This is a genomic window from Microbispora hainanensis, assembly GCF_006874475.1.
GTDB lineage: Bacteria > Actinomycetota > Actinomycetes > Streptosporangiales > Streptosporangiaceae > Microbispora > Microbispora hainanensis.
Genome location: NZ_VIRM01000047.1, coordinates 21812 through 46395 on the forward strand (window position 1 = coordinate 21812; position 24584 = coordinate 46395).

A 24584-nucleotide genomic window follows, 5' to 3' on the forward strand; every position below is an offset into this window, starting at 1 on the left:
GTCACAGGCGCCAGGTGATCTCGTGGCCGGACTGGTAGCGGCAGGTGGCGCCGGTGGAGACGGCCGAGCGCAGGTGCGCGGCCAACGCGGGATGCAGGCGGTCGAGCTTGCGCAGCACGTCACGGATGCGGGCGGTGACGGCCTTGCGGGCGCGCTCCGCCTCGTCGCCGAGCCGGCGGTCACGCCCGCCGAGCCCGGAGGCGGAGCGCAGCTCGGCCAGCAGAGCCGCCCGTTCTCTGTCGAACTCCACCGCCCGGCCGTCGTCGCCCCGCTCGGCCGCCCGGTCGATCTCCTCGTCGAGCCGGGCGAGCCGGCGCCGATATCGCGCCTTGGCCTCCTCGTCGAGCACCGCGTCGCCGCCCATCCCCCGGGCGGCGACGACCAGCTCCCCGCCCTCCGGGTCGAGCAGCCGTACGGCGGGCAGGTCGGCCCCGGGATGGCTCAGCAGGAAGTGGAGGTCGCGCAGGCCCTTGGCGTCGGGCAGGCGGACGGTGTGGCCGCCGAACCCCAGGGTCCAGACCGCGCCGTCCCGCCGGAACTCGGCTCCGGCGCCGGGCGGTGTGCGGCTCCTGCGGACGCGCTCCAGGACGTGCCGCATGCCGAGCCGGCTCGCCTCGCTCTCCACGTCGTCCAGCAGCTTCCCGGCCTCCTCGGCATCGCCCGGGCGGCCCCGCCGCAGCAGCGCCTCGCCGAGATGCGCCCGCGCCTCGACGGACCACGGACGGGCGAGGAGCAGCTCGGCGGAGTGCCAGGCGGCGGTGAACCCGTCGATCGCCTCGTCCCAGCGTTCCTGCGCCGCGTCGACGAGGGCACGCAGGAGGACCACCGGACCGCCGATGTCCCAGCCGTACATCGACACCGCCCAGGTGCCGAGGTAGGGATCGAGCTCGGCCCGCGCCTTCTCGCACAACTCCGGGTCGCGCGACCACGCCGCCACCATGGCCTGGAACCGCAACCACAGGGGCTGCACCGAACGTCGCGGCTCGCCCCTGGCCATGGTCTCGCGCAGGTGGCGCAGGGCGGTCACGCCGTCTCCCCTGCGCAGCGCGGTCATCCCCTCAAGCAGGCCAGGGCAGGGGTGCCGGCTCCGGCGCAGCGCACGGTGGATCTCGTCCAGGCCGTCGTCGCGGCCCTGCAGCATGCGCACGGCCCAGCGGTGGTGGTCCAGCATGTACAGGCAGTGGTCGTGCCCGTGCTCGAACCGGGTGAGGTCGTCGAGCAGCGCCTCCGCCTGACCGAAGTCGCCCGTGAGCGCGGCGATGATGCTGCGGTCGCTGGCCGTCGCTATGTCGATGCGCGGCAGGTCGGCGCGGCCGCCGAGCGCGACGAACTCGCGGAACTGGTCGAAATAGGCGGGGTCGCCCTGCTCGAGCAGGGCGACCCAGCGCAACGCGGCGGCGATGCTCTCCATCTCGACGTCGCCCGTGCGGCGGGCCAGGGTCAGCAGCTCTCCGGTGAGCGCCGCCCTCTCCGGTGCGGTGCCCAGGCCCCAGATGGCGTCGTGGGAGGCCCACAGGCTGAAGGCCAGCGCCTCGTCGTCCTCGCCGCGCCGGGCGAGCAGCGCCACATGGATGGCCAGCTCTCGTGCGAGGTGGTCGAGGGACAGCTCCTCGCCGGGGGGCAGGCCGTCCCGGACCAGCTCGCCGTGCGCCTCGCGCAGCAGATCGGCGACCAGCGGACCGCCGTCGCCGCCGCAGGACGCGTAGAAGGTCAGCGCCACCCGCGCGACCAGCTGGGGCTCGCCGATCTCCCGCGCGACGGCGGCCGCCTCCTCGAACGCACGCCTGCCGCCGTCGCGGTCGTTCCCGTGGTAGACCTCGCGGCCGAGTTCGAGTGCGATCACGACGCGCCGGCGGTGCTCACCGGCGACGGCGGCCAGTTCGAGCGCCCGGCGATAGTGCCCGAGCGCCTCCTCGGTGGCCAGGCGCGCGGCGGCGTCACGGGCCGCGGCGAGCAGCCGGTCGGCCGCGTGGGCCGGCTCGACGTGGTCACCGGCGAGGTAGGCGTGCCGGGCCACGTCGGCGGGGAGCACATGCTCCGCGAGAGCCGGCGACCGCTCCACGGCGTCGACCACCGCGGCGTGCCGCCGGGCCGCGGCCTTCTCGTCGAGAGACTCGTAGAGCGTCTGGCGGACCAGGTCGTGCGGGAACGCGAACACGTCCCCGCCGCCTGCCGACTTACCCCCTGCCGACCCACCCCCTGCCGGCCCTCCCCCTGCCACCCCGTTTTTCGCCGCCCCGTTTTTCGCGATCACGAGCCGGGCGGCCACCGCCTGGTCGAGCAGCCGTTCCACCTGGAAAACGGGAGCGGCGGCGACGGCGGCCAGCACCTGGCGGTGGAACTCACGCCCGAGCACCGCGGCGGTGACGAGAAGGTCCACGACCGGCGCGGGCAGCAGAGACAGCCGCCGCAGCAGGGTGTCGCGGACGCCGGGAGCGATCGTGGCGACCGAACCTCCGCTGCGCCACAGCCGCGCCGTCTGCTCCACGAAGAAGGGGTTGCCGCCGGTGCGCCGGTGCACCTCGGCGACGAGGTCGGCGGACGGATTCAGGCCGGCGGCGCGGGTCATCAGCGCGCCGACCTCCTCGCGTTCGAGCCCGGTCAGGGTGACCGTGGTCGCCCGCGCGACGAGCGGCAGCACGAGGGGCCGCAGCGGATGGTCCGCCGACTCCACCTCCACGTCGCGGTAGGTGCCCACCAGCAGCACCCGCTCGAACCAGGTGTGCTGGGCCGCGAAGTCCAGCAGCCGGAGCGACGCGGCATCCGCCCAGTGGAGGTCTTCGAGCACCACCACCAGGGGACGGCTCTGGGACACCGCCACCAGGGCGCTCGTCACCGCGTCGTACAGCCGGAAGCCCTCGGCCACGTCGGCGCTCGGCGACTCGCCCAGCAGCGCCGCCAGTCCGGCGCCCGCGGCGTCTTCGGCCGCCGCCCACTCCTCGGGCGCGGCCCACCGCCGCATTCCCCGCAGCACCTGCACCCACGGCCAGTAACCGGGGGCGTTGTCGGACTCCCAGCAGGCTCCGCCGAGGACCAGCGCGCCCAGGCGCCTGGCCTCCTCGGCCGCGCTGGTGACGAGCGTGGTCTTGCCGATGCCGGCCTCACCGGCGACCAGCGTCAGGCCGCCGTGACTGCCGACCGCCCGCGCGATCTCGGCGCGCAGCAGCGCGGCAGGATGCTCCCTGCCGATGAGCTGAGGGATCGCGCCGTCGATTCGCATGCCGATTCGACGGTAGCCGCCCGCTCCGACAATTTCAGCCGAGAAACTTCGTGAGGATCTCCGCCAGCGCCGCCGGCCGCTGCAGCACCCCGTGGTCCTCGCCGGGCATCACCCGGAGTTCGGCGCCGGGCACGGTCGCCGCGACGGCCTTCGTCCCCTCCGCCAGGTTCGGCGCGGTCTGGTCGCCGTACACGGCCAGCACCGGCACGCCGATCCCGGCGAGCCGCGCGTACGGCATCACCTGCCAGATCTCGCTGACCAGCACGTCGTACGGCAGGCTGGGCGCCTTGTCGGCCAGGAACGCCCACCCCTCCCCGGCCTTCATCCCGGCGATCGCCTCTGTCGGCACCCCGACCGCCTCGTGGAGGAACAGCTCCACCGCGCCGTCGCGGTCACCGGCGGCCACCAGGGCCTTGAGCCGGTCGTAGATGTCGGCCGCCGGCCTCGGCTGGTTCTCGTCGGCGCCGTACGGCGGCTCGTAGACGGCCACCCGGTCGATCGGCAGGCCCCGCATGACGCCCTCCAGCACGAGGATCGCGCCCGAGGAGTGGCCGAACGCCGAGGCCCGGCCGCCGACGTGCTCGATGACGGCCGCCAGGTCGTCGACCTCGTTGGCGACCCGATAGTCGTCGCTCTTGTCGTCGCTGCCCGCCCGGCCGCGCCGGTCGTACGTCACGACCGTGAACGCCGATGCGAGTTCGGCGCCGAGCCCGGCGACGGTGGAGCGGTCGTTGAACGCGCCGCCGACGAGGACCACCGGCGCGCCCTGCCCGATCGTGTCGACCGCGAGGGTCGTGCCGTCCTTCGACGTGATGTGCTCGGTCATGTCCGTCAGCCTTTCACGGTTACCGGCGGGTGAAGGTCATGTGGGTGATGCCGCTCGGGGTGGTCACGGACTCGATCTCGAAGCGCTGCTCAAGCCCTTCGAGCCCGTCCCACAGGCGCTCGCCGCGGCCCAGGACGATCGGGACGACGGCGACGTGCATGTGGTCGACCAGGTCCGCGGCCAGGAACTGGCGGACCGTGCTCGGCCCGCCGCCGATCCGCACGTCGAGACCGCCCGCGGCCTCGCGCGCCTGCCGCAGCACCTCCTCGGGAGTGGCGTCGACGAAGTGGAACGTGGTGCCCCCCTCCATCTCCACCGAGGGCCGGGGATAGTGGGTCATGACGAAGACCGGCGTGTGGAACGGCGGGTTCGGGCCCCACCATCCGGTCCACTCGTGGTCCTCCCACGGGCCCCGCTGCGGCCCGAACTTGTTGCGGCCCATGATCTCCGCGCCGACGCCCTCGTTCCAGGTGCGGGCCAGGGCATCGTCGGCCCCCGCGGCACCGTCGGTCTTCCCCTGCATGGCGCGGAAGACCCGGGTCTCGAAGAACCACTCGTGGAGCCGTTCGCCGGCGTGGCCGAACGGCTCGTCGAGCGTCTGCCCCTCACCCGTGGCGAAGCCGTCCAGGGAGACGGCGAAGTTGTGCACCCTGACGCGAGACATGGCTGATCTCCTGGGGTCGACTGGTGATTGTGGATTGCAACTACTGAGAACGAGCGTAAACTAGGTAGTGGCAAAGTGCAATCAGTTTGGAGGTCGGCATGCGAGACGAGCCGCGGTCGGGGTGCGCGATCAACGCGGCGGTGGAGGCGCTCGGCGACAGGTGGAGCCTCATCGTCCTGCGCGACGTCGTCTTCGGCGGGCGGCGGCACTTCCGCGACCTGCTGGCCAACTCCGAAGAGGGGATCGCGTCGAACATCCTCAGCAGCCGCCTCAAGGCCCTCGTCGCCGGCGGTCTGCTGACCCACGAGGACGCGGGACGAGGCCGTCGCGGCACCTACAGCCTGACGGAGGCGGGCATCCAGACGGTTCCGATCATGGTCGCGCTCGGCTCGTGGGGACTGCGGCACCGTCCGACGACGCCGGAGCTGGCCGTACGGGCACGGCTGCTCGAGGAGGGCGGCCCACCGCTGTGGGAGGACCTGATGGACGAGCTGCGCGAGGCGCACCTGGGCATCCCCCGCCCCGACCCCGCCCGCCCGCGCGCGTCCCAAATGCTCCAGGAGGCGTACGAACGCGTCCTGGCGACGTCGGCGGGCTAAGCAACCTGTATAGGCGCAGACGGCCGTTCTACTGCTGCGGCGTGAAGTGGGTGAGGACCTCGGGGTTGGCCATGGCGTCGGGGTTGGCGGCCTTCTCGACAGGGGTGCCGAGCAGGATCTTCCGCACCGGCACCTCCAGCTTCTTGCCCGACAGCGTCCTCGGAATGCCGGGGACCACGTGGATCTCGTCCGGCACGTGCCGGGGGGACAGCTCGGTGCGCAGGGCCGTACGCAGGCGAGACGCCAGCTCGTCGGACAGCGACTCGCCCTCGGCCAGGGTGACGAACAGCAGCAGCCTGCCCTCCTGGCCGAGCTGCCCGGTGTCGATGACGAGGCTGTCGGCGATCTCCGGGAAGCGCTCGACGACCCGGTAGAACTCGCTGGTGCCCATGCGTACGCCGCCGCGGTTCAGGGTGGAGTCGGAACGGCCGTAGATGACGCAGCCGCCGTCGGGGAGGATCTTGATCCAGTCGCCGTGCCGCCACACGCCCGGATAGTCGGCGAAGTACGACTCCCGATAGCGGTCGCCCGAGGGGTCGTTCCAGAACATGACCGGCATCGACGGCATGGGCCGGGTGATGACGAGCTCCCCCACCTCGCCCACGATCGAGGCGCCGGCGGGGTCGAACGACTCGACGGACGCGCCGAGGCAGCGGCACGGGATCACGCCGGCCCGGATCGGCAGCAGCGGCACCGCGCCCACGAACCCGGTGCACACGTCGGTGCCGCCGGAGAACGAGCCGAGCTGCACGTCGGGCTTCACGTCCGAGTAGACCCAGGCGAACCCCTCGGGCGGCAGCGGCGAGCCGGTCGAGCCGATCCCGCGCAGCCGGTCGAGCCCCTGCGGCTTCACCCCGGCCTTCATCGACGCCATGATGTACGGCGCGCCGGTGCCGAAATACGTCACGCCCTCCTCGGCGGCGACCCGCCACAGGGCGCCGGTGTCGGGGTGGGCCGCGCTGCCGTCGTACAGCAGGACGGTGGCCCCCACCAGAAGGCCGCCGATGAGGTAGTTCCACATCATCCAGCCGGTGGTGGTGTACCAGAAGAACACATCCCCCTCGCCGAGGTCCTGGTGGAAGGACAACGACTTGAGGTGCTCCAGGACGATGCCGCCGTGACCGTGCACGATGGGCTTGGGTAGGCCGGTGGTGCCGGACGAGTACAGCACCCACAGCGGATGACCGAACGGCACCCTCTCGAACTCCAGCGGCGCGGTCTCGGCGCGCAGGTCGTCCCAGCTCAGCGTGGTTTGAGGGCCGTCATCGGGCGCGCCCGCGGCGAGGGCGGGAATCCAGACGGTCGCCTCCAGCGTCGGCAGCTTGCCGGCGATCTCACGCACCACCTGCGACCGGTCGTACGCCCTGCCGCCGTAGCGGTAGCCGTCCACGGCGATGAGCACCTTCGGCTCGATCTGTGCGAACCGGTCGGTCACGCTGGGCGCGCCGAAGTCGGGCGAGCAGGAGGACCAGATGGCGCCGAGCGAGGCGGTGGCCAGGAAGGCGATGAGGGCTTCGGGGATGTTCGGGACATAGGCGGCGACCCGGTCGCCGCGCCCGACGCCCAGCCGTACGAGGCCCGCCCGGACGCGGGCGACCTCCTCGCGGAGCTCACCGAGCGAGTACTGCCAACGGCTGCCCGATTCGTTGCGGAAAATCACCGCCGTCCGCCCGGGGTGGCCGCGCAGCGCGTTCTCGGCGTAATTCAGGGCAGATCCCGTGAACCATTCGGCGTCCGGCATCGTTCCCTGGATGACGGGCCCGTCGCCACGCGTACCGACCACACCGAAGTAGTCCCATATGGAGGTCCAGAAGTCGGCCGGAGACTCGACCGACCACTTCCAGACGTCCTCGTAGTCCCCCGTACGGCCCAGTCGTTCCATGTAACGGGTGATCCGGGCCGCACGTACGACGTCGGGCGTGGGTTCCCAGAGCAGAGCGCCTTCCTCGACCATGCCCCCATCTTTGCCAGGCTCGCGCCGCATGTCACCCTCCCCGCCCACATAGAAAGGGCCTGTCATATGTGGGTTCTGAGCTGGTCGATCGCCATCCGCGCGGCGGTCCCGATCGCGGCGTCGGCCCGCGGCTGGTTCTGCGCCGTGCCGTACGACCGGGTGAACACGGCCACGGCGTAGCGCCCGCCGTCGGGATACTCCACCACCCCGACCTCGTTGCGCAGCGTGGGCAGCGTGCCCGTCTTGCCGCTCACCGCGACGTCGTCGAACGGGAACCCCGAGGCCAGCCGGTGCGGCCACACCTGCAGCGCCATGAGGCGGCGGATCGCCGCGCACGAGGCCGCTCCCGCCGCCTCGTCCCGCCAGATCATGGCCAGCAGCCGGGTCATCTCGCGCGGCGTGCTCCGGTTGGCCACCGCCGGGTCGAGCGCGCTCAGCCGCGCCACCACCTCGGGGTCGGCGCACGCCTGGTTCACGGCCGACTGGTCCGCCACGCCCGCGTCCACCCGCAGGCTGGTGAGCATCTCGCGGCAGTCCTGCGTCACCCGCGTCACCGTCAGCCCCAGGCCGTCGAGCAGCGCGTTGACCGCCTCCCTGCCCACCCGGGCGAGCAGCACGTCGGCCGCGGTGTTGTCGCTCACCGCCATCATCAGGTAGGCCAGGTCGCGCAGCGACAGCGTCGCGTCGTCGAGCATCGCCGCCAGCCCGGTGCCCCCGCCCGTACGGTCCGCGGCCGGCACGCGGACGCGCTCGGTGAGGTCGAGCAGCCCGCGCTCGGCCTGACGGTGCAGCTCCAGCAGCAGGGCCACTTTGAAGACCGACGCGAGCACCACGGGCTCGTCGGCCCGCAGGCCCACCTCGCGCCCGTCGTCGATGTCGACCGCGTGCAGCCACCCCATGACGCCGGCGCTGCGGAAGACCCGCTCCATGGGGTTCACGCCGGGGTTCATGCCGGGGTTCACGCCGGGGTTCACGCCGGGGTTCACGCCGCGTGCCATGTCGCGCGTCATGCGAGGAACCCGGTCGCCGGGCGCGGCGCCACGCGCGGGGCGGGCGGCACGCCTTCGTCCACCATGCCGGCGCTCTCTTTCAGCACCTGTACGGCCACGGACGTGAAGTCTCGCACGTACGGCCCCGGCTCGGCCCGCCACGCCGGGGAGCAGCGCCAGGCCAGGGGCGTGCCCGCGAGGGGCCGCCACACCACACCCGGCACCTCTGCGGGGGCGCCGAACGCGACGGCCGTGCCCGACAGGACCAGGCCGAGGGCGAACTCCACGCGGTCGGTGCAGACGATCTCGGCGGGGACGAAACCGCCCCTGCGGCACGAGGCCAGCGTGTCGTCGTACAGGCCGGGCTCGGCCTCCCGGGAGAACAACACCAGGTCGCGCCCGGCCAGGTCGCCGAGGTGCACGGTCGCCCACGCCGTCAGCTCGTCGTCCTCCGCCAGCAGGACCCCCGGATGCCGGACGAGCACCGGCCCGTACGCGAGCCCGTTCGCGGCGACCGGATGCCGCAGCAGCCCGACGTCGAGCCGGCCCTCCAGCAACGCGGTGACCTGCGCGGCCGTGCCCATCTCGGTCAGCGACAGCCGTACGCCGGGACGGCGCTCGCGAAACCCCGCGATGAGCGCGGCGAGCACGGCGGCGCCCAGGTCCGCGGGGACGCCCGCGCGCACCACCGCCGTGTCGCCGCGCGCGAGGTCGGACATGAGGTCGCGCATCCGCTCGACCCTGGCCACGATCTCGCGGGCCTCGGGCACCAGCAGCCGACCCGCCTCCGTCAGCGCCACCCGCCGGCTCGACCGCTCGAACAGGCGCACGCCCAGCTCCTCCTCCAGCCGCTTGATGCGCTGGCTCAGCGGCGGCTGGGCCATCCCCAGCCGCGCGGCCGCGTTCCCGAAATGCAGCTCTTCCGTCACAACCAGGAAGTAGCCGAGATGCCGGACCAAGTCCACGAGCTGGGAGCATATCCGAACCGCACATGAAGCACGTTGATATCCATATTGGACATCCTCCCGGCCGATCTGCTGCTCTTGGCCTGCACTCGATCCGAAGGGGGACGCATGCGAGAGCGAAGGCGCTGGCCGTACGTCACGGCGGCGGTGCTCGTGCCGGTGGTGGCCGCGGGGGTCACGGTGTGGGCGCTGCGGACGAAGGGATCGCCCGAGGAGACCGCTAGGGACTTCCTCGCGGCCTGGTCACGCTCGGACTACGCGACGATGCGGACGCTCGTCGCCGACCCGCCGGCCGGCTTCGAAAGCACCTACCGCCGTTTCCACGACGACCTCAAGCTCACGGGGCAGCGATTCCAGGTGACGAGCGTCCAGGACGACACAGTGCGGTTCCGGGCGCGGCTGACCGGCCCGCTGCCCATCGCGTACGACGGGAGGCTCCGCCTGGTCGAAAGCGACCGCGCCTGGAAGGTGGCCTGGACCTCGACGGCCATCCATCCCCGGATGGGCAACGGTGTCCGGGCCAAGCTCACCACCGTGCCCGCCGAGCGCGCGCCGATCACCGCCGCCGACGGCACCCGCATCGACACGCCGGACGCCCCCGGCTCCGTGCAGCAGCTCGCCGAGGGGCTGCGCGAGCAGTACGACTCCCGTCTGACCGGCACCGCGTCCGCGCGGGCCGACCTGGTCGACAGCCGTACGGGCTCGAAGGTCGCCACGCTGGCCGAGGGCGGATCGAAGCCCGGCAAACCGCTGCCGACCACCCTCGACCTGCGGGTGCACCAGGCGGGTGCCCAGGCCCTTGAGGGCGTGGACAAACCGGCCTCGCTCGTCGCACTGCGCCCGTCCACGGGCGAGGTCCTCGCCGTGGTCAACAAGCCGGGCGGCTACAACCGCGCCCTGCTCGGCGCGTACCCGCCGGGCTCGACTTTCAAGATCGTGACCGCCTCGGCCCTGGTCGCCGGTGGCGTCACACCCGGCCAGACCGTCGAGTGCCCGGCCGAGAAGACGATCGGCGGCTTCCCGTTCCACAACGCCGAGTTCCACGACTACGGCACGCTGCGCTTCGTCGACGCCTTCGCCCACTCGTGCAACACGACGTTCGGCGACATGGCGGTGCGGCGCCTCGGCGCCGATCGCCTGTCCAAGGTGGCCGCCGACTTCGGCTTCGGCGCCAGCATCAAAATCGGCGTACCCGCGGTGGACGCCGCCTTCCCCGCACCGCATGACGACACCGACCTCGCGTCCGCGGCCATCGGGCAGGGGCGCGTCCTGGCCAGCCCGCTGAACATGGCAGCCGTCGCCGGCGCCATCGCCGCCGGCACCTGGCGGCAACCCCGGCTGGTCCCGGCCTCGCTCGTCCCTGAGGGCGGCACGCCCCCGCGCGCGCTGGAGCCGGCGGTCGTGTCCGCGCTGCGCCGCCTCATGCCCGCCGTCGTCAGCGAGGGCACCGCGAGCGGCGTCTCCTTCCCCGCCGGTACGGCCGGCAAGACCGGCACCGCCGAGTACGGCTCGGCCGAGGATGGCAAGAACCCTCCCACACACTCGTGGTTCATCGGCTACAAGGGCGACCTGGCCTTCGCCGTCGTGGTCGAGGGCGGCGGCACCGGAGCGCAGGTGGCAGCCCCCGTCGCGGCCCGTTTCCTCAATGCACTGTGACTCCGCAATGCACCGTGACGACCCTCAGTACGGCCAGCCGGGGACGTTCAGCCGGACGCGGTAGAGGCCGAAGTTGCCGCTGTTCCCGCCGCGGGAGGGCGTGCCCGAGGTGATGTACAGCGTCTTGCCGTCAGAGCCGCCGAAGGCGACGTTGGTGGTGTTCTGCCCGGCGGAGATGGTGCCGAGCCGAACGCCGGACGGCGCGTACACGTGGACCTTGCCGTCGTTGAAGGACGCCTGGTAGAGGTTGCCGGCGCAGTCGATGGTCGCGCCGTCCGAGCCGTTCAGGGACGCGAAGTCGGCGCGGGTGCCGACGCTGCCGTCGGGGTTGACGGGCCACGTGTAGATCCGGCCGGTGCCGTTGCCGCCGACGTAGAGCGTCTTGCCGTCGGGAGAGAGCACGATGCCGTTCGGCTGCCGGATGGTGTCGTCGATGAGCGAGACGACACCGTTCTTGACCCGGAACACGCCCGTGCGGCCGGACATCTGGTCGGGCCGGTTGGCGCGCTGGAAGTCGGGGTCGGTGAAGTAGACGGTGCCGTCGGCGCCGACGGTGAGGTCGTTGGGCGAGTTGAAGGCGCGGTCTTGATAGGAGGAGGCGACCACGCCGCAGGTCCGGTCGGGCAGGTGGAAGGAGGAGACGCTGCGCTGGTCGTGCGTCGCGGCCAGGAGGGTGCCGCCGTCCCGGGTGAGGGCCAGGCCGTTGCTGCCGGAGCCGGAGATGAAGGTCTCGAAGGTGTTCGGCTCGGTGAACCGCAGCACGTCCGCGGGCTGGACGCCTTCCGATCCCGTGCCGTCGCGCATAAGCGACAGCAGCAGGGTCTGGGTGGTGGCGTCCCAGACCGGGCCCTCCAGGAAGTTGAACCCGTCCCGGATCTTGGTGGCGGTCACCGACGATGACGGCAACGGGTTGGGGTAGGTCGCGCCCGGCGTGCACGGTCCGACACCGGGGCGCGGCGTGCCCGGCGTGGGCGTGACGGTCGGCGTCGGGCTCGGCGTAGGAGTGGGGCTCGGGCTCGGCGTGGGACTCGGGTTCGGCGTAGGAGTGGGACTCGGGCTCGGCGTGGGACTCGGGCTCGGTGAGGGGCTGACGGGGACGGGGCCGCTGCACATGAAGCCGTTGAGCCGGAAGGTGGCAGGCACGGGGTTGGCGCCGGCGAGGCTCGCGGTGAATCCCATGCCACTGACCGTGGCGTCGGTGGCGATGGAGCCGTTGTAGGACATGCTGGTCGCGGTCACGTGCGTGCCGGACTGCGTCCAGGTGGCGTTCCAGCCGGACGAGATCTTCTGACCGGAGTCCGGGAAGTCGAACTCCAGCTTCCAGCCGCCGACAGGGTCGCCGAGATTGGTGATGGCCACGTCGCCCTGGAAGCCGCCACCCCATTGGTTCACGATCGTGTAGGTCACCTTGCACCCGGCGGCGGCCGTGGCCGGCGTCGTCGTCATCGCAGCTCCACCGGCGACCAGCGCGGCGGCCAGCCCGGCGGCCGCGACGGTGGCGAGACTTCGTCTCATCAGGAGTCCTTTCGGGGGAACCGACCGGCACGCCACGCGGCGCGCAGCCGGCCGCGCGTTCCGAAATTAAGCGACCGAGCAGGCGACAGCGATCGGTCCCCCGATGCGACGATCGCCGGGTAGGACGCGGCCGACGGTGCGGCGGCCGATCGCGCGCCACGCGAACGGCCGCGCCGGCCTGGGCGAACGCGGCCGCCCGCCCGGCCGGCGAGCCGATCGGCGGCCGAAAGGAATTACGCCGCGGCACTGAAACGTTCAGCCCGCGCCCCGGTGCGGCCGGCGCCCCGCCGAGTCCGGGGTCAGTGGGCCGTTCAGTGGGTCGTACGGTCGGCAGGGGTGGTCAGGCGGGCGACGGCCGCGACGACTTCGGAGGGGTTGGACAGGTCGGGCAGCACGATGTCCGCGCCCGCCTCGCGCAGCTCGGCGGCGGTGGAACGGCCCGACGCCACGCCGATCATGGCCGCGCCACCGATCTTCGCCGCCTGGACGTCACGCGTGGAATCGCCGATGAGGACGGTGTTGCCCGCGGTGAAGACGGCGCCATACCCGGCCTTGGCCCGCCCCTGCGAAACCTGCAGCAGGGTGGCCTTCGGATAGACCTCCTCGCCGTAGCCGCCCACCTCGACGTCGATCCACTTGTCCAGCCCGAACGCCTTGAGCTTGTGCACGGCGTTGCTCTTGATGGTGCCGGTGAGCACCGACTGTACGACGCCGTCGAGGCGCGACACGGCCTTGAGTGCGTCCTTGGCTCCGGGCAGCGCACGGCCGTCCTTGGCCAGCCGCCCGCGCCGTTCGGCGAAGCAGACGGCCAGCGCGTCGACGAACCGCGGTAGGTGGTGGTCCTCGACGGCGATGCCGTTGACGGCCAGGGTCTCGAAGATGATCTCCGAGTCGGGGCGGCCCAGCGCCGGCGCGAGCTTCACCAGCGGTCGCCCTGTCACCATCCGGAACGCGTCCGCGTAGGCGTCGCGGGTGACGATGGCGACGTCGACGAGCGTCAGGTCGATGTTCCAGAGAACGAGGCGGTTGATCGCGGCCTCCGTGGGGGTGCGGTGTGGATCGTGCTCAGCGTACGGCCCACGCGGAGTGTCCGCTGTATCCACAACCGTCTTGTTGATAACCCCTCGCAGGTGGGACGGGTAGCGAGGGTGCCGACCGAAAACCGCCGCGACGCTCCCTCCGGCGCCCGTTACCCCGGCGGCCGCCACGGCTGGAACTCGGGCCGTGTGGCATGTGGAGCGTCCACAAGTTCGCCACGGACCGGGCGGAAATCCGCTCTACCGCCATGCGCGGCGCGTACGACCACGTGCGCGAACCGGTTTGGAACACCGTCAAGTCGCAAGAAGGGATGGAACAGTCTCTTGGCCAGTGCCGTGACGGATACGGTCGAGGCCGTGGGCTACCCGCACGGTATGGGCGGTGCTCGCCACCGCCCTGCTGTCGGTCCTCGCCGTCGTCAACCACGTCAGGTTCGTCCGGAGCGGGCCCGGCAGCACCTGGGCGGCGCGCTACTTCGACGCCGACATCCCCAAGGAGCTGCGCAACCTGCCGTTCGCGCAGCTCCCCGGGGCCGCGATGCTCGCGATGTGGGCCGTGATGCTCGCCTACACGTGGGTCTCCGGCCAGGAGACCTGGGACGCGATCATGGGCCTGTTCCTCTTCGCGTCGTTCGTCTTCGGAGGTGTGGCGATCAAGCGGCTCTACCGGCCGCCGCACAGGGCCAAACCCCGATGGCTGCTCGAGGAGGACCGCCAGGCCCGCTGATCAGACGAGGTCGAGGGCGTCGGCCAGCGTGTCCACCACCGGGACCCCGACGCCCTCCAGCTCCGACCGCCTGGTCATGCCACCGGTGTAGAGGATGGCGCGGGCGCCGACGTGCTGGGCCGCGTGGGCGTCGTCCACGCTGTCACCGATGACCACGACCTTCGCCGAGTCGAGGCCGAGCGCGCGCAGGTGATCCACCATGTGCTCGGCCTTGTGACCACCGGTCGCCGAGCGCGAGCCGTCGATCCGGGTGAAGTGGCCGTCGATGCCGAACTCGCCGGTCTTGCGGACCAGCCGCTCGTGGCCCCACATGGACAGCAGCGACTGCGTGCGGCCCGACTCCTGCCAGGCATGCAGACTCGACACCGCCCCCTCGGCGAGGCTGCACGCCTCCATCAGCCGGTGGTAGTGATCGTGGAAGCCCGCGTCGAGCAGTTCCCATTCGCCCTCCCTGAGCGGCCGGCCGAGCATCCGCTCGTACGCCACCCAGATGGGGCGGGTGTACACCTCACGAAAGCCCTCCGCGTCGTACGGCCCGAGGCCGTAGGGCAGGAAGAGCTCGTTGGTCGCACCGACGACGGCGTCGATGTCGTGGAAGAGCGTCCCGTTCCAGTCCCAAACAATGTGTGTCATCTTGCCCCCCAGCTTAGACGCCGGGTGTGACATATCCGTGAAGCTCAGGTGAGCAGGTCGGGGATCTCCTGGGTGGCGTACCACAACAGCTCGTGGTCCTCCGCGCCGTCCACGACGAACTGCGCGTCGTCGTCCCCGCCGTCGGCCGCGGGCAGCGCCGCGATGGCCGCCTCCACGTCGGGCAGGGCGTCGGCGTCGTCCACGTGCACGGCGGCGACCAGCCGCATCGGGATCGGCTCCAGCACCCGCACCCGGGCGCGCTCCTCCAGGCCGGCCCCGGTCTTCACGGTCTCGTCGGGCACCTCGGCCGCGATCACCACCCGCCGGGCGGCCGTCCGGGCGCCGTCCGCGCGGTCGGCGGCCAGCATCCGCAGGGAGGCCCGGGCGGCCTCGGTCAGCGCGACATACTCCAGCTCCTCGGTGTCGCCCGAGGCGTACCACTCGATCAGCGCGGGGGTGACCGCGAACCCGGTCAGCGGGGCCGGGCCCAGCTCTCCCGCGGCGACGATGCGCGCCAGCGCGGGAATCGTGGACGGCAGATAGACGCGCATGCGTTCCTCGACTCGGTCTCTGGTTGAAGCTGCGGAAGCTATGGACGGGCGGCGGCGCCGGGCTCGCGGAGAGGCAGGCCGAACAGGCGCTCCATCTCGGCGATGGTCTCCGCGGGATCACTGTGGTGGACGCCGACCAGGCCGATCGCGCGGGCCGCCACGATGTTCGCCTCGATGTCGTCGACGAACACGCACCGCCCCGCGTCGAGGCCCAGCAGGCCGAGCGCGTGCCGGAAGATCCGCTCCTCGGGCTTGCGCATGCCGACCTCACCTGAGATGACGACCGCGTCGAAGAGGACCTCCCAGTCCTCCCGTGAATAGTGGTCGCCCCAGGAGTTGGACACCAGGCAGGTGCCGAGCCCGGCCGCCCGGGCCTGGCGGAGCATCTCGTTCATCTCCTCCACCGGCCGGAACCCGGCGAACATCCGGGTCAGCAGGCCGTCGGCCTCCGGCGGTCCGCCGTCGAGGGTCACCAGCCGGGCCGCCAGGGCGCGCTCGAACTCCAGCACCGGGATCTCGCCGCGTTCGAGCGCGTGGATCGGGTTCTCCCCGCCCGGCTCGACGCCGGCCCGGTATGCCTGCGCGACCAGCGCGCGCATCACGTCCCGATAGTGCCGTGGGTCGATCCGGTCCGCCTCGATCCACTCCGCGATCGACTCGGCCAGGCTCGTGGTCAGAACCCCGCCCCAGTCGATCAGCACACCCTTGAGCACCGCGCCTCCCACCCGACGTGCCTACAAATATAGGGAGTGGTCAGCCGGGCCGCTCGAACGGCTTGAGCAACCCGCCGAACCACTCGTCGACGGCGTCCGGGCCGAACGACTCGCCGGGCGCCAGCTCCCGCAGCGTGTCGTTCACCAGCTGACGGCACTGCCGTTCCGCGTCCTCCTGCGCCCGGCGCAGGGCCAGCAGGAGCTCCTCGGCCAGCGTCCGGCTGGGCAGGCGCATGGCGCGAGGCTCGATGACGACCTCCCGCACGAGGCCGTACGCCGTCGTGAGGGCCTGGATCCGGCCGTCCGCCGCGCGGCCGCGGCCGGTGACGGCCTCGATCTCGCGCTCCCCGTCCGCCAGCCATGTCTCGATCCGCTCGGCCCGCCGCGCGTCCTGCTCCAGGTCGCCGGTTTCGCGCCGGTCCGGGGCGACGGCGTCCGCTCCCGCGTCCAGCTCCTGCGCGAGCTGGTCGAACCGATACCGCACGAACGTCTCGTCGAGCGGGGCGGCCAGCGCGGTCGCCCTGGTCTGGGCGGCGGCGACGAGCTCGTCCGTACGCTCCTTCGCGGCGTCCTGGGCGGTCCTGACCGCCCTCGTCACCTCCACGCTCAAGGCGGCCGCGTCGAGCCGCATGACCCGGGGATCCAGGGTGATCGCCGTCACCTGTCCCCGGCCGTCGGCCCTGGCCCGCACCTGGCCGTCGGCGCCTTCCCCTTCGCCGGTGACCCGCCGGATCTGGGCCTGTACGTCCGCGAGGCCGCGCATGACGTCCTCGGCCTGGCGAATCATCTGTTCCAGCAGCTCCAGATCGCTGCCACCCGGAAACGACAAGGACAAGCATTCCTCCACAAAGAGAACAAAAGGCTTTTACTGTGCAATTCACCCGTCCGTAATTCGCGGGTCATGCTAACGTGCGGCGCATGCACGGGGAACTCAACGGGGAACTCAAGAGGGGACTCAGCAGCGGACTCGGCATCGAGCACAGCGGGGTGAGCAGGACTTCCCTTCGCCTCACCGAGCACGGCGACGAGTTCGTGACCGCCCTCGTTCATCTGCGCGAGCGGGCGGGCTCCGCCTCGTGGGGCGACGACGGCCTGTTCGGCGCCTTCGTGGCCGCCTACAACCGCAGTGCTCTGACCGCCGTCGAGGCCTACGCGCACCTCGGGGGGAATGTGGCCGGCCACGGAGACGCTCTCTCGGTCGCGAGCCGGCGGGTGTCGGACGCCGAGGGCGACGCGGGGCGCCAGATCGCGGCGGCGGCCGACGAGGCGGGCCTCACGTGGGCCTGATGCCGCCCGACTGGGCGCAGCCGATCGCGAGCCTGGTCAACTTCCCGAAGATCGACGAGGCCGACATCCGCGCAGAGATCCGCCCCTGGCAGGTCGTGCAGGCCGGCGCCGCCGCCGGAGGAGCCGGCGCGGAAAACGAGGTCAGGCGGCTGCCGGGCGTCTACCAGGGCGTGTCCGCCGACGCGATGCGCACCAACTGGAACAAGGCCGGCACCACGGAACACCTCCGTACGGCCGTCGGAGCCGCCGCGTACGCGCCGGCGGTGCTCGAAGGCACCGCCACCGCGGTGACCGCCACGAAGGTGGCCATCATCAGCCAGGCCGTCGCGGGCGCCACCAGGCTGGCCGCCGTCCTCGTCGCGGGCGGTCCGTTCGCGGCGGCCTCGGCCACCGCCGGGCTTCTCGCCACCCGCTATGCCATGCGGAAGATCCTCAGGGAGGCCGAGGAGGGCGGCGCCCGGGTGCTGGCCCCGGCCGTCACGCGGCACATCACCGAACCGCTGGAACGCATCCTCAAGAACACCCGCGGCCCCTTCGGCGGTGGTCCGTCCCTGGCGGGAGCGGGCGGCCCCCACGTCCCGCTGAGGGGGGCGCCGGTGCGGACACCGGGCACGGCGGGGCCCCGCGGCGGCGTCAAGCTCGACATGGCCAAGAGCCGCAAGCCCTATTCGCGGCAGACCGGCCCCCAGCTCTCCCCCGCCGAGCAGGCCGCGCTCGACGCCAAGAAGGCCGGTCAGCCGTACGACAGGAAGGCGGCCAAGGCGGCGGAGCAGAAGGTGAAGACCGGTGAGAAGCTCGACGGTGAGCGCAACGCGCAGAAGCGCGGCACCCAGACGAACGAGTCGAACCAGCAACAGAACCAGCAACAGGGCCAGCAACAGAACCAGCAGAACCAGAGCAATCAGGGCAAGAAGAAGCGCCGGTGGGGATCTTCGTGACCAAGCCGATCACTAATCAAATGCACCACTTCACCCAGAACAATCCCGAAGGGATCGGCCAGGACAGCGTTCCCGCGCTGCTCCGCCGGGTCGCGACCACGATCGAGGAGCTGGGCCAGATCGAGGTGTACGACCTGATCATGCACAACGAGATCACCGACGACGGCACCGACTGGCCGTCGATCACGGTGTACTTCGACTACACACAACCCGACGAGCCCACGGACGACACAGAGGACGCGGAGGACACAGAGGACGAACCCGCCGTCACCTGACACGCTTCGCGATCTTCAGGTGCGCCTCGGACCGCAGCGCGCCGGGGTCGGTGCGGATCGGGCCGAAGACGCCGCGCTTCTCCTTCAGCCGCAGGATCCGCAGCACCGACTGGTCGAGCCTCCGTTCGGAGATCCGGCCCGACTTCACCGCCGCGAGGACGGCGTCGTACGCCTTGGGCAGGTTCGGCGGCATGAGGAGGATGTCGGCCCCGGCGAGCACGGCCCGCACGGCGACCTCGGCGTCGCCGTACTTCTTGCGCACCCCGGCCATGTCGAGCGCGTCGGTGCTGATCACGCCGTCGAAGCCGAGCTCCTCGCGGAGCAGGCCGGTGAGGATGCGGGGGGACAGCGTGGCGGGGTCGCCCGAGGGGTCGAGCTTCGGCATCACCAGGTGCGCGGACATGATCGCGTCAACCCCGTGCGCGATCGCCTCCCGGAACGGCGGCGCGTCGAGCTTCCGCCACTCCGTCTTCGAGTGCATGATGACCGGCAGCCCCGTGTGACTGTCGACCGAGGTGTCCCCGTGGCCGGGGAAGTGCTTGGCGACGGAGGCCACGCCCGCCGCGTGGAAGCCGTCCACCGCCGCCCCGACCATCGCGGCCACCTTCCCCGGGTCGGAGCCGTACGCGCGGGGGCCGATCACGGGGTTGCGCGGGTTGACGTTGACATCGGCGACCGGCGCGAAGTCGAGCGAGATGCCGAGGTCGCGCAGTTCCTCACCGGTCGCCCTGGCGACGTCGCGCGCGTTCGCCGGCTTGCGGGTCTTCCCGATGTCCGACGCGCCGGGAAACGTGGTGACGACGGACTTGAGCCGGGAGACCAGGCCGTTCTCCTGGTCCACGCCGATCATCAGCGGCGCCTTGCCCGACCTGGCCGCCGCCTCGCGCAGGCCGGTGGTGAGCGCGGCCACCTGGCTCGCGCCGGAGACGTTGCCCGCCCAGTCGAACAGGATCACCCCGCCGGGGCGGAACTTCTCCACGACCTGCGCCGGCGTCGCCACGCCATAGCGCGCCTGGTTCTCCTTGCTCGCCGCACCGGCCTTCTGACCCCACACCACGATCGTGAAGAGCTGGGCCACCTTGTCCCGCAGGCTCATCTCCGCGAGCGTCCGCTCGGCCAGGCTTCCCGAGGGCCGGGCCGACGGCTCGGCAGACGCCGAGGCGGACTGTGTGACGGACGGCGTGACGGACGGCTTGGCGGACACCGGCGCTGACGCGCGCGGCGAGGGCGCCGGGCTCGCGCCGATGCCCGGCCCGCATCCGGTCACGAGGAGGGCGGCGATCATGCCGAGACCGTGTCTGATTCGTGGCACGTTCTTTACCGTAGCCGGGTGCGGCCGTGACCGGGCCGGAACCCGGTCACGGCCGGTCAGAGCGCGAGCGCGTCCAGGCCCGGCAGCTCCGCGCGCGCGGCGGCCTTCGCTGCCTGCGCAGACGTGGCCGAACGCGCCGCGGCGGCGGCGTCGCGGCACTGCGCGAGCGTGTGCCGCGACAGGGCGGCGCGCACCCAGGGCAGCGCGGGGGCGCCCATGGACAGCGAGGTGACGCCCATGCCGACGAGCACGCAGGCGAGCACCGGGTCGGCCGCGGCCTCGCCGCAGACCCCGCAGCCCTTGCCCGCCGCGGAGGCGGCCGAGGCCGCGGTCGCGATCAGGTCGAGCACGGCCGGATGCCACGGGTCCTGCAGTCCGGCGACGGCGCTGACCTGGCGGTCGGCGGCGAGTGCGTACTGCGTGAGGTCGTTGGTCCCGATCGAGAAGAACTCGACGGCCCGGATGAGGTCCGCCGCCCGCAGCGCCGCCGACGGCACCTCGATCATGATGCCCGGGCCGTCGAGCCCCGCCGTACGGCAGGCCCCGGCGAACCACTCGGCCTCCTCGACGGTGGCCACCATCGGCGCCATGACCTGCACCTTGGCCGAGACGCCCGCGGCGGCCCGGGCCAGCGCGCCCAGCTGGGCGGTCATGATCTCCGGATAGCGGCGGAACATGCGCAGGCCGCGCTCGCCGAGCGCCGGGTTCGGCTCCTCCTCCGGCGGCGGCAGGAACGCCAGCGGCTTGTCGGCGCCCGAGTCGAGCGTGCGCACCACCACGCGGCCCCCGGGGAACGCCTCGAACACCGTCCGATAAGCCTCCTCCTGCTCGCTTCCCGACGGCGCGGTCTCCCGGTCGAGGAAGAGAAACTCGGTGCGATAGAGGCCGACGCCCTCCGCGCCGTTGGCCAGCGCGCTCTCCAGGTCGCGGGGGCCGCCGATGTTGGCGAGCAGGGGAACGGGGTGCCCGTCGGCGGTCGCGCCGGGGCCGGTGGCCGCCGACAGCACCGCCCGCCGCGCCTCGTCGGCGGCGCGCGCCTCGGTCACGCGGGCCGGGTCCGGGGTGAGCAGCACCTGCCCGGACGCGCCGTCGACCAGCACGGGAGTGCCGGGGGCGATCGCGGTCGCGCCGGCGCAGCCCACGACGGCGGGCACGCCCATCGAGCGGGCGAGGATCGCCGTGTGGCTGGTCGGCCCGCCCTGCTCGGTGACGAACGCGGCGACCACGTCCTTGGACAGCAGGGCGGTGTCGGCCGGGGCGAGGTCCTTGGCGATGAGCACGAACGGCTCGTCGGCGCTGGCCGGCACGCCGGGCATGGGCAGACCGGTGAGCACGGCGATCACCCGGTCGCGGATGTCGTCGAGGTCCGCCACGCGCTCGGCCAGATAGCCGCCGGCCGCCGCGAGCAGGTCCCGATATCTGCCGAAGGCGTCGAAGACGGCGCGCGGGGCGGCCACGCCCTGCGCGATGAGCTCGCCGACCTCCATGGCCAGGCTCGGGTCGCGGGCCATCAGCGCCTGCGCGCCGAGCACCTCCTGGGCCTCGCCGCCCGCCCGGGCGCCGCGCGCCTCCAGGTCGGCGGCCACCTCCTCGACCGCGCGCTCCGCGCGGGACCGTTCGGCGGCGGCGTCGCCGTCGTGGCGCGCCTCCTTGTCGGGCTCGGGGATCTCACCCGCGAGCACATGGGCCGGCCCATATCCGGCGCCGGGGCTCACCCCGGTACCAGCAAGCACAGTGCCGGTGTTCTCGTCCCCCGCTGTGATCCCCGCCGTCATCCCCGTCTCCCGCTGCCCGTCCACCGGCGTCAGGAGCCCGATGCGATCTTGGCGAGCTCGTCGAGCAGCTCTTCGGCGCCGTCGCCCTCCGCGCGAATGACGATCGACTCCCCCTGCCGTACGTCGAGCGCCAGGACCGACAGGATGCTCTTCGCGCTCACCGGCGAGCCGCCCGCCTTGGCGATGGTGACGTCGTAGGGCGCCTTCGCCGCGGTCTGCACGAACGTCGCCGCCGGGCGAGCGTGCAGCCCGACCTCGGACGCGACGCTGACTGTGCGTTCGGCCACGATTCCTCCTCCTGCGGCGGTGGTCTAGACCGCCGGTAGTTCCGTCAAAGGCCAGTCAATACCCGACATATCGGGAATTACCAGATCCGCGTGTGACAGTTCATCCGGATGATGCGTGGTGGCCACTGCGACGCAGGTCATACCCGCGGCCCGGGCCGCCGCTATCCCCGCGAGCGAGTCCTCGAACACCACACACGTGGCCGGGTCCACAGACAGCAGGCCGGCCGCCTTGAGATAGCCGGACGGGTCCGGCTTCCCCACGGTCACGTCCTCGGCGGAGACGATGGTCTGCACCATCTCCACCACGCCGATCTCGGTGAGCCGCTCCACCGCCCACCATCGCTGGGCCGAGGTGACCAGGGCCAGCGGAGCCCCCTGCTCCGCGACCCGGGCCACCAGCTCCGCCGCCCCCGGCACCGGCACGATGTCGGGCAGGTCCGGATGGTCGTAATAGGAGCGGATCTCCTCCATCACCGCCTGCGGGTCCAGGCCGGGCAGCACCTCGGGAATGACGTCCACCCCGCGACGGCCCACGACGCGCCGCGACAGCCCCTCGTCGAACGTGATGCCGTGGTCCTTCAGGAACATCCGCCACAGGGCACGGTTGCGGATCTCGGTGTTGACCAGGGTGCCGTCGAGGTCGAAGAGCGCGGCCGCCGCCACCTGAGCAGTCACCTGATCACGACCACTCGAAGAGCGGGTCGCCTGCGCTCACGCTGCCCTCGGCGACCCCGCCGACGGACTCCGCCACGGCGTCGAGCGCCACCACCGGGCAGACCGGCGAGCGCCCGCCGGCCTCGACGGCCGCGGGGTCCCAGGCCACGACGGGCTGTCCCGCGCCGACGCGGTCCCCCTCGGCGGCGAGCAGGCGGAAGCCCTCGCCCTTGAGCTGCACGGTGTCGATGCCGAGATGCACCAGCACGCCCCTGCCGTCGTCCCCCACCACGACGTACGCGTGCGGGTGCAGCTTCACGATCGTGCCGTCGATCGGGGCCAGGGCCTCGACGGGCGCCCTGAGGGGGTCGATCGCGGTCCCCGGGCCGACCATCGCCTGCGCGAACACCGGGTCCGGCACGGCGGCGAGACCGATGGCCGCCCCCGCGACCGGGGCGAGAACAGTCGTCAATGAAGAGCCCTTCCCTGAGATCCGGGCAGGCGTCGTCACAGGTCCGGCCGAGATGGGCGGACCCGCGACGACCTCCCGGTTCAGCCGATGATGTCCTCGATGTCGCTGGCGATGGTGTCGGCCTCGGGGCCCACCACGACCTGGACGACGTTGCCCGCCGCCATCACTCCATGGGCGCCGGCCGCCTTGAGCGCGGCCTGGTCCACCTTCGAGGCGTCGTGCACCTCGGTGCGCAGCCGGGTGATGCACGGCTCCACTTCGATGATGTTGTCGGCGCCACCGAGCCCGGCGATGATCGCCTCGGCGTCTGCAGCCATGGGGTCCTCCTGTAGTTTCAGCCGGTCTGTCGTCAGTCGGTCTGCGTGACCTTCTTCAGACCGCGGGGGGAATCGGGGTCGATACCGAGCCTGCGCGCGAGCGCCTCGGTGAGCAACTGCCCGGGGACGATGAGTCCCAGCGGAGCCACCCACTCGGGCAGGTCCGGACCGTTCAGGGCGGCGGTCGAGGCCGCGGCGAGCCGTTCGCCGCCCCCGACGCCGAAGGCGGCGGCGCCCGCGCCGGTGACCCGCTCGGCCAGCGCGACCGTGCCCGCCAGAGTCGGGCCCTCCCCCGCCGCCACCAGGATCGCCGGGGTCTCGGCGTCCACCACCGCGATCGGGCCGTGCAGCAGGTCGGCGTACGACAGGCCCATGGCGTGCAGGTAGCACGCCTCCTTGAGCTTGAGCGCCAGCTCCAGCGCGGTCGAGAACGCCAGGCCGCGGCCGGACACGACGACGCCGGGCTTGTCTGCCAGGCCCTCGACGACGGCGTCCAGGTCACCGGGGTCGGAGATCAGCTTCTCCACCGCGTCCGGCACCCGGCGCAGGTCGTCGGGGTCGACGTCGGCGCCGAGGCCGATGGCGAGCACGGCCAGCGCGGCGAGCTGGGTCGTGTAGGTCTTCGTGGCCGGGACGGCCTTCTCCTCGCCCGCGAGCGTGCACAGCGCGAGGTCGGCGGCCTGGGCGAGCGGCGACTCCTCGCCGCCGTTGGTGATCGCGACGGTCTTCGCGCCGCAGTCCTTCGCCCACTGGAGGGTCTCGACGATCTCCTCCGTACGGCCCGACTGGGACAGGCCCACGGCCAGCACGCCGTCGAGGTCGAGCTTGCGGCGGTAGGTGGTGGCGACCGAGGGGGCGCCCATCGCGGCCATCCGGCCCGCCCGCGCCTCGATCAGGTAACGGCCGTAGACCGCCGCGTTGTCCGAGGTCCCGCGGGCGACGAACAGCAGGTGGCGCGTGTCGCGCGCGACCGCCTCCACTTCGCCGGTCCTGGGCAGGAGGGCGTCCAGCGTCGCCCGGATCGCCGCCGGCTGCTCGGCGATCTCACCACGCATCCTGGTCGTCATCGATGATCTCCCTCTGCTCTGGCGAGATTTGTCCGTTATCGATCCGTCGCCGGCCCATACATTGACACACATTTCCCGGCTGTGGTCTAGTCCGGACTAGACCAGTAAGAACCTTAACTTATTCGGACGATCCAGAGCGAGAGGGGAGGGA

General features: G+C 72.2%; 25 protein-coding genes. 6 read left to right on the plus strand and 19 right to left on the minus strand.

Features of this window, described 5'->3' with window-relative positions:
- Position 1 precedes the first annotated feature (1 nt).
- Genes FLX08_RS29855 through FLX08_RS29865 form a run of 3 tightly spaced genes read right to left on the minus strand, consistent with a single transcriptional unit; the run spans position 2 to position 4710 of the window.
- Positions 2–3220 carry an ATP-binding protein gene (locus FLX08_RS29855; protein WP_142623600.1) on the minus strand — a complete coding sequence of 1073 codons (3219 nt, stop codon included), beginning with the start codon at positions 3218–3220 and terminating at the stop codon, positions 2–4.
- A gap of 34 nt (positions 3221–3254) precedes the next feature.
- On the minus strand, positions 3255–4046 hold the full coding sequence (locus tag FLX08_RS29860) for an alpha/beta fold hydrolase (RefSeq protein ID WP_142623601.1): 792 nt from the start codon (positions 4044–4046) through the stop codon (positions 3255–3257).
- A gap of 19 nt (positions 4047–4065) precedes the next feature.
- Positions 4066–4710 (minus strand): dihydrofolate reductase family protein, encoded by a 645-nt coding sequence (locus FLX08_RS29865; RefSeq protein ID WP_142623602.1) that lies wholly within the window; start codon positions 4708–4710, stop codon positions 4066–4068.
- 98 nt (positions 4711–4808) lie between these two features.
- On the opposite strand from FLX08_RS29865, the gene FLX08_RS29870 reads away from it, so the two are divergent.
- Entirely contained in the window at positions 4809–5309 is a 501-nt protein-coding gene (locus tag FLX08_RS29870; RefSeq protein WP_142623603.1) for a winged helix-turn-helix transcriptional regulator, read from the plus strand.
- A 28-nt stretch (positions 5310–5337) separates the two neighbouring features.
- On the opposite strand, the gene FLX08_RS29875 is transcribed toward FLX08_RS29870, so the two are convergent.
- From FLX08_RS29875 to FLX08_RS29885, 3 genes are all read right to left on the minus strand, one after another.
- Entirely contained in the window at positions 5338–7263 is a 1926-nt protein-coding gene (locus tag FLX08_RS29875) for an acetoacetate--CoA ligase (protein ID WP_142623639.1), read from the minus strand.
- A gap of 62 nt (positions 7264–7325) precedes the next feature.
- Entirely contained in the window at positions 7326–8273 is a 948-nt protein-coding gene (locus FLX08_RS29880; protein ID WP_341874357.1) for a serine hydrolase, read from the minus strand.
- A complete protein-coding gene (locus FLX08_RS29885) occupies positions 8270–9217 on the minus strand; it encodes a LysR family transcriptional regulator (RefSeq protein WP_142623604.1) in 948 nt (315 codons plus the stop codon). Before FLX08_RS29885 ends, FLX08_RS29880 begins: the two co-directional genes overlap by 4 nt.
- Before the next feature lie 108 nt (positions 9218–9325).
- Here FLX08_RS29885 and FLX08_RS29890 point away from each other — a divergent pair, with 108 nt between their 5' ends.
- Entirely contained in the window at positions 9326–10873 is a 1548-nt protein-coding gene (locus FLX08_RS29890) for a penicillin-binding transpeptidase domain-containing protein (RefSeq protein WP_142623605.1), read from the plus strand.
- Between the two features lie 24 nt (positions 10874–10897).
- On the opposite strand, the gene FLX08_RS29895 is transcribed toward FLX08_RS29890, so the two are convergent.
- Both FLX08_RS29895 and FLX08_RS29900 read right to left on the minus strand, forming a co-directional pair.
- Positions 10898–12388, minus strand: coding sequence for an SMP-30/gluconolactonase/LRE family protein (locus FLX08_RS29895; protein ID WP_208761747.1), 1491 nt, complete (start codon positions 12386–12388; stop codon positions 10898–10900).
- 311 nt (positions 12389–12699) lie between these two features.
- The gene (locus FLX08_RS29900) at positions 12700–13419 is read right to left on the minus strand and encodes an HAD family hydrolase (RefSeq protein WP_142623642.1); all 720 of its coding nucleotides are present in this window, start codon (positions 13417–13419) and stop codon (positions 12700–12702) included.
- 388 nt (positions 13420–13807) lie between these two features.
- Here FLX08_RS29900 and FLX08_RS29905 point away from each other — a divergent pair, with 388 nt between their 5' ends.
- Entirely contained in the window at positions 13808–14152 is a 345-nt protein-coding gene (locus tag FLX08_RS29905) for a hypothetical protein (protein WP_142623606.1), read from the plus strand.
- On the opposite strand, the gene FLX08_RS29910 is transcribed toward FLX08_RS29905, so the two are convergent.
- Genes FLX08_RS29910 through FLX08_RS29925 form a run of 4 tightly spaced genes read right to left on the minus strand, consistent with a single transcriptional unit; the run spans position 14153 to position 16878 of the window.
- Entirely contained in the window at positions 14153–14785 is a 633-nt protein-coding gene (locus FLX08_RS29910) for an HAD family hydrolase (protein WP_142623607.1), read from the minus strand.
- Between the two features lie 44 nt (positions 14786–14829).
- Positions 14830–15336, minus strand: coding sequence for a DUF6912 family protein (locus tag FLX08_RS29915; protein WP_142623608.1), 507 nt, complete (start codon positions 15334–15336; stop codon positions 14830–14832).
- A 38-nt stretch (positions 15337–15374) separates the two neighbouring features.
- Entirely contained in the window at positions 15375–16049 is a 675-nt protein-coding gene (locus FLX08_RS29920; RefSeq protein ID WP_142623609.1) for an HAD family hydrolase, read from the minus strand.
- 40 nt (positions 16050–16089) lie between these two features.
- On the minus strand, positions 16090–16878 hold the full coding sequence (locus FLX08_RS29925) for a YbaB/EbfC family nucleoid-associated protein (RefSeq protein ID WP_142623610.1): 789 nt from the start codon (positions 16876–16878) through the stop codon (positions 16090–16092).
- An 89-nt stretch (positions 16879–16967) separates the two neighbouring features.
- On the opposite strand from FLX08_RS29925, the gene FLX08_RS29930 reads away from it, so the two are divergent.
- The 3 genes from FLX08_RS29930 to FLX08_RS29940 are packed head-to-tail and all read left to right on the plus strand — an operon-like array spanning position 16968 to position 18549.
- Positions 16968–17336, plus strand: a complete 369-nt coding sequence (locus FLX08_RS29930; RefSeq protein WP_142623611.1) for a hypothetical protein — start codon at positions 16968–16970, stop codon at positions 17334–17336.
- Positions 17327–18274 carry a hypothetical protein gene (locus tag FLX08_RS29935; RefSeq protein WP_142623612.1) on the plus strand — a complete coding sequence of 316 codons (948 nt, stop codon included), beginning with the start codon at positions 17327–17329 and terminating at the stop codon, positions 18272–18274. The genes FLX08_RS29930 and FLX08_RS29935 overlap by 10 nt, the downstream gene beginning before the upstream one ends.
- Positions 18259–18549 carry a hypothetical protein gene (locus tag FLX08_RS29940; protein ID WP_142623613.1) on the plus strand — a complete coding sequence of 97 codons (291 nt, stop codon included), beginning with the start codon at positions 18259–18261 and terminating at the stop codon, positions 18547–18549. Before FLX08_RS29935 ends, FLX08_RS29940 begins: the two co-directional genes overlap by 16 nt.
- On the opposite strand, the gene FLX08_RS29945 is transcribed toward FLX08_RS29940, so the two are convergent.
- From FLX08_RS29945 to FLX08_RS29975, 7 genes are all read right to left on the minus strand, one after another.
- Positions 18542–19861, minus strand: coding sequence for a glycoside hydrolase family 3 protein (locus tag FLX08_RS29945; RefSeq protein WP_244312990.1), 1320 nt, complete (start codon positions 19859–19861; stop codon positions 18542–18544). The two genes, FLX08_RS29940 and FLX08_RS29945, sit on opposite strands and share 8 nt — an antisense overlap.
- A 56-nt stretch (positions 19862–19917) precedes the next feature.
- Positions 19918–21636, minus strand: coding sequence for a phosphoenolpyruvate--protein phosphotransferase (gene ptsP / locus FLX08_RS29950; protein ID WP_142623614.1), 1719 nt, complete (start codon positions 21634–21636; stop codon positions 19918–19920).
- A gap of 29 nt (positions 21637–21665) precedes the next feature.
- Complete coding sequence (locus FLX08_RS29955) at positions 21666–21923, minus strand: HPr family phosphocarrier protein (RefSeq protein ID WP_142623615.1); 258 nt, start codon at positions 21921–21923, stop codon at positions 21666–21668.
- Positions 21924–21947: 24 nt separating this feature from the next.
- A complete protein-coding gene (locus FLX08_RS29960) occupies positions 21948–22598 on the minus strand; it encodes an HAD family hydrolase (RefSeq protein WP_142623616.1) in 651 nt (216 codons plus the stop codon).
- A gap of 4 nt (positions 22599–22602) precedes the next feature.
- Entirely contained in the window at positions 22603–23049 is a 447-nt protein-coding gene (locus tag FLX08_RS29965) for a PTS sugar transporter subunit IIA (protein WP_142623617.1), read from the minus strand.
- An 80-nt stretch (positions 23050–23129) separates the two neighbouring features.
- Positions 23130–23366 (minus strand): PTS sugar transporter subunit IIB, encoded by a 237-nt coding sequence (locus tag FLX08_RS29970; protein WP_030509331.1) that lies wholly within the window; start codon positions 23364–23366, stop codon positions 23130–23132.
- Between the two features lie 32 nt (positions 23367–23398).
- Positions 23399–24433: an SIS domain-containing protein gene (locus tag FLX08_RS29975; RefSeq protein ID WP_142623618.1), complete on the minus strand. Its 1035-nt coding sequence runs from the start codon at positions 24431–24433 to the stop codon at positions 23399–23401.
- Positions 24434–24584 lie beyond the last annotated feature (151 nt).

What these genes read in the sequence shown, in the direction of transcription:
- FLX08_RS29855 (WP_142623600.1), bottom strand. Translation starts at nt 3,220, where the DNA reads ATGCGAATCGACGGCGCGATCCCTCAGCTCATCGGCAGGGAGCATCCT.
- FLX08_RS29915 (WP_142623608.1), bottom strand. Translation starts at nt 15,336, where the DNA reads ATGCGCGTCTATCTGCCGTCCACGATTCCCGCGCTGGCGCGCATCGTC.
- ptsP (WP_142623614.1), bottom strand. Translation starts at nt 21,636, where the DNA reads ATGACGGCGGGGATCACAGCGGGGGACGAGAACACCGGCACTGTGCTT.
- FLX08_RS29880 (WP_341874357.1), bottom strand. Translation starts at nt 8,273, where the DNA reads ATGACGCGCGACATGGCACGCGGCGTGAACCCCGGCGTGAACCCCGGC.
- FLX08_RS29930 (WP_142623611.1), top strand. Translation starts at nt 16,968, where the DNA reads ATGCACGGGGAACTCAACGGGGAACTCAAGAGGGGACTCAGCAGCGGA.
- FLX08_RS29895 (WP_208761747.1), bottom strand. Translation starts at nt 12,388, where the DNA reads ATGAGACGAAGTCTCGCCACCGTCGCGGCCGCCGGGCTGGCCGCCGCG.
- FLX08_RS29970 (WP_030509331.1), bottom strand. Translation starts at nt 23,366, where the DNA reads ATGGCTGCAGACGCCGAGGCGATCATCGCCGGGCTCGGTGGCGCCGAC.
- FLX08_RS29890 (WP_142623605.1), top strand. Translation starts at nt 9,326, where the DNA reads ATGCGAGAGCGAAGGCGCTGGCCGTACGTCACGGCGGCGGTGCTCGTG.
- FLX08_RS29910 (WP_142623607.1), bottom strand. Translation starts at nt 14,785, where the DNA reads ATGACACACATTGTTTGGGACTGGAACGGGACGCTCTTCCACGACATC.
- FLX08_RS29975 (WP_142623618.1), bottom strand. Translation starts at nt 24,433, where the DNA reads ATGACGACCAGGATGCGTGGTGAGATCGCCGAGCAGCCGGCGGCGATC.
- FLX08_RS29870 (WP_142623603.1), top strand. Translation starts at nt 4,809, where the DNA reads ATGCGAGACGAGCCGCGGTCGGGGTGCGCGATCAACGCGGCGGTGGAG.
- FLX08_RS29865 (WP_142623602.1), bottom strand. Translation starts at nt 4,710, where the DNA reads ATGTCTCGCGTCAGGGTGCACAACTTCGCCGTCTCCCTGGACGGCTTC.
- FLX08_RS29860 (WP_142623601.1), bottom strand. Translation starts at nt 4,046, where the DNA reads ATGACCGAGCACATCACGTCGAAGGACGGCACGACCCTCGCGGTCGAC.
- FLX08_RS29875 (WP_142623639.1), bottom strand. Translation starts at nt 7,263, where the DNA reads ATGGTCGAGGAAGGCGCTCTGCTCTGGGAACCCACGCCCGACGTCGTA.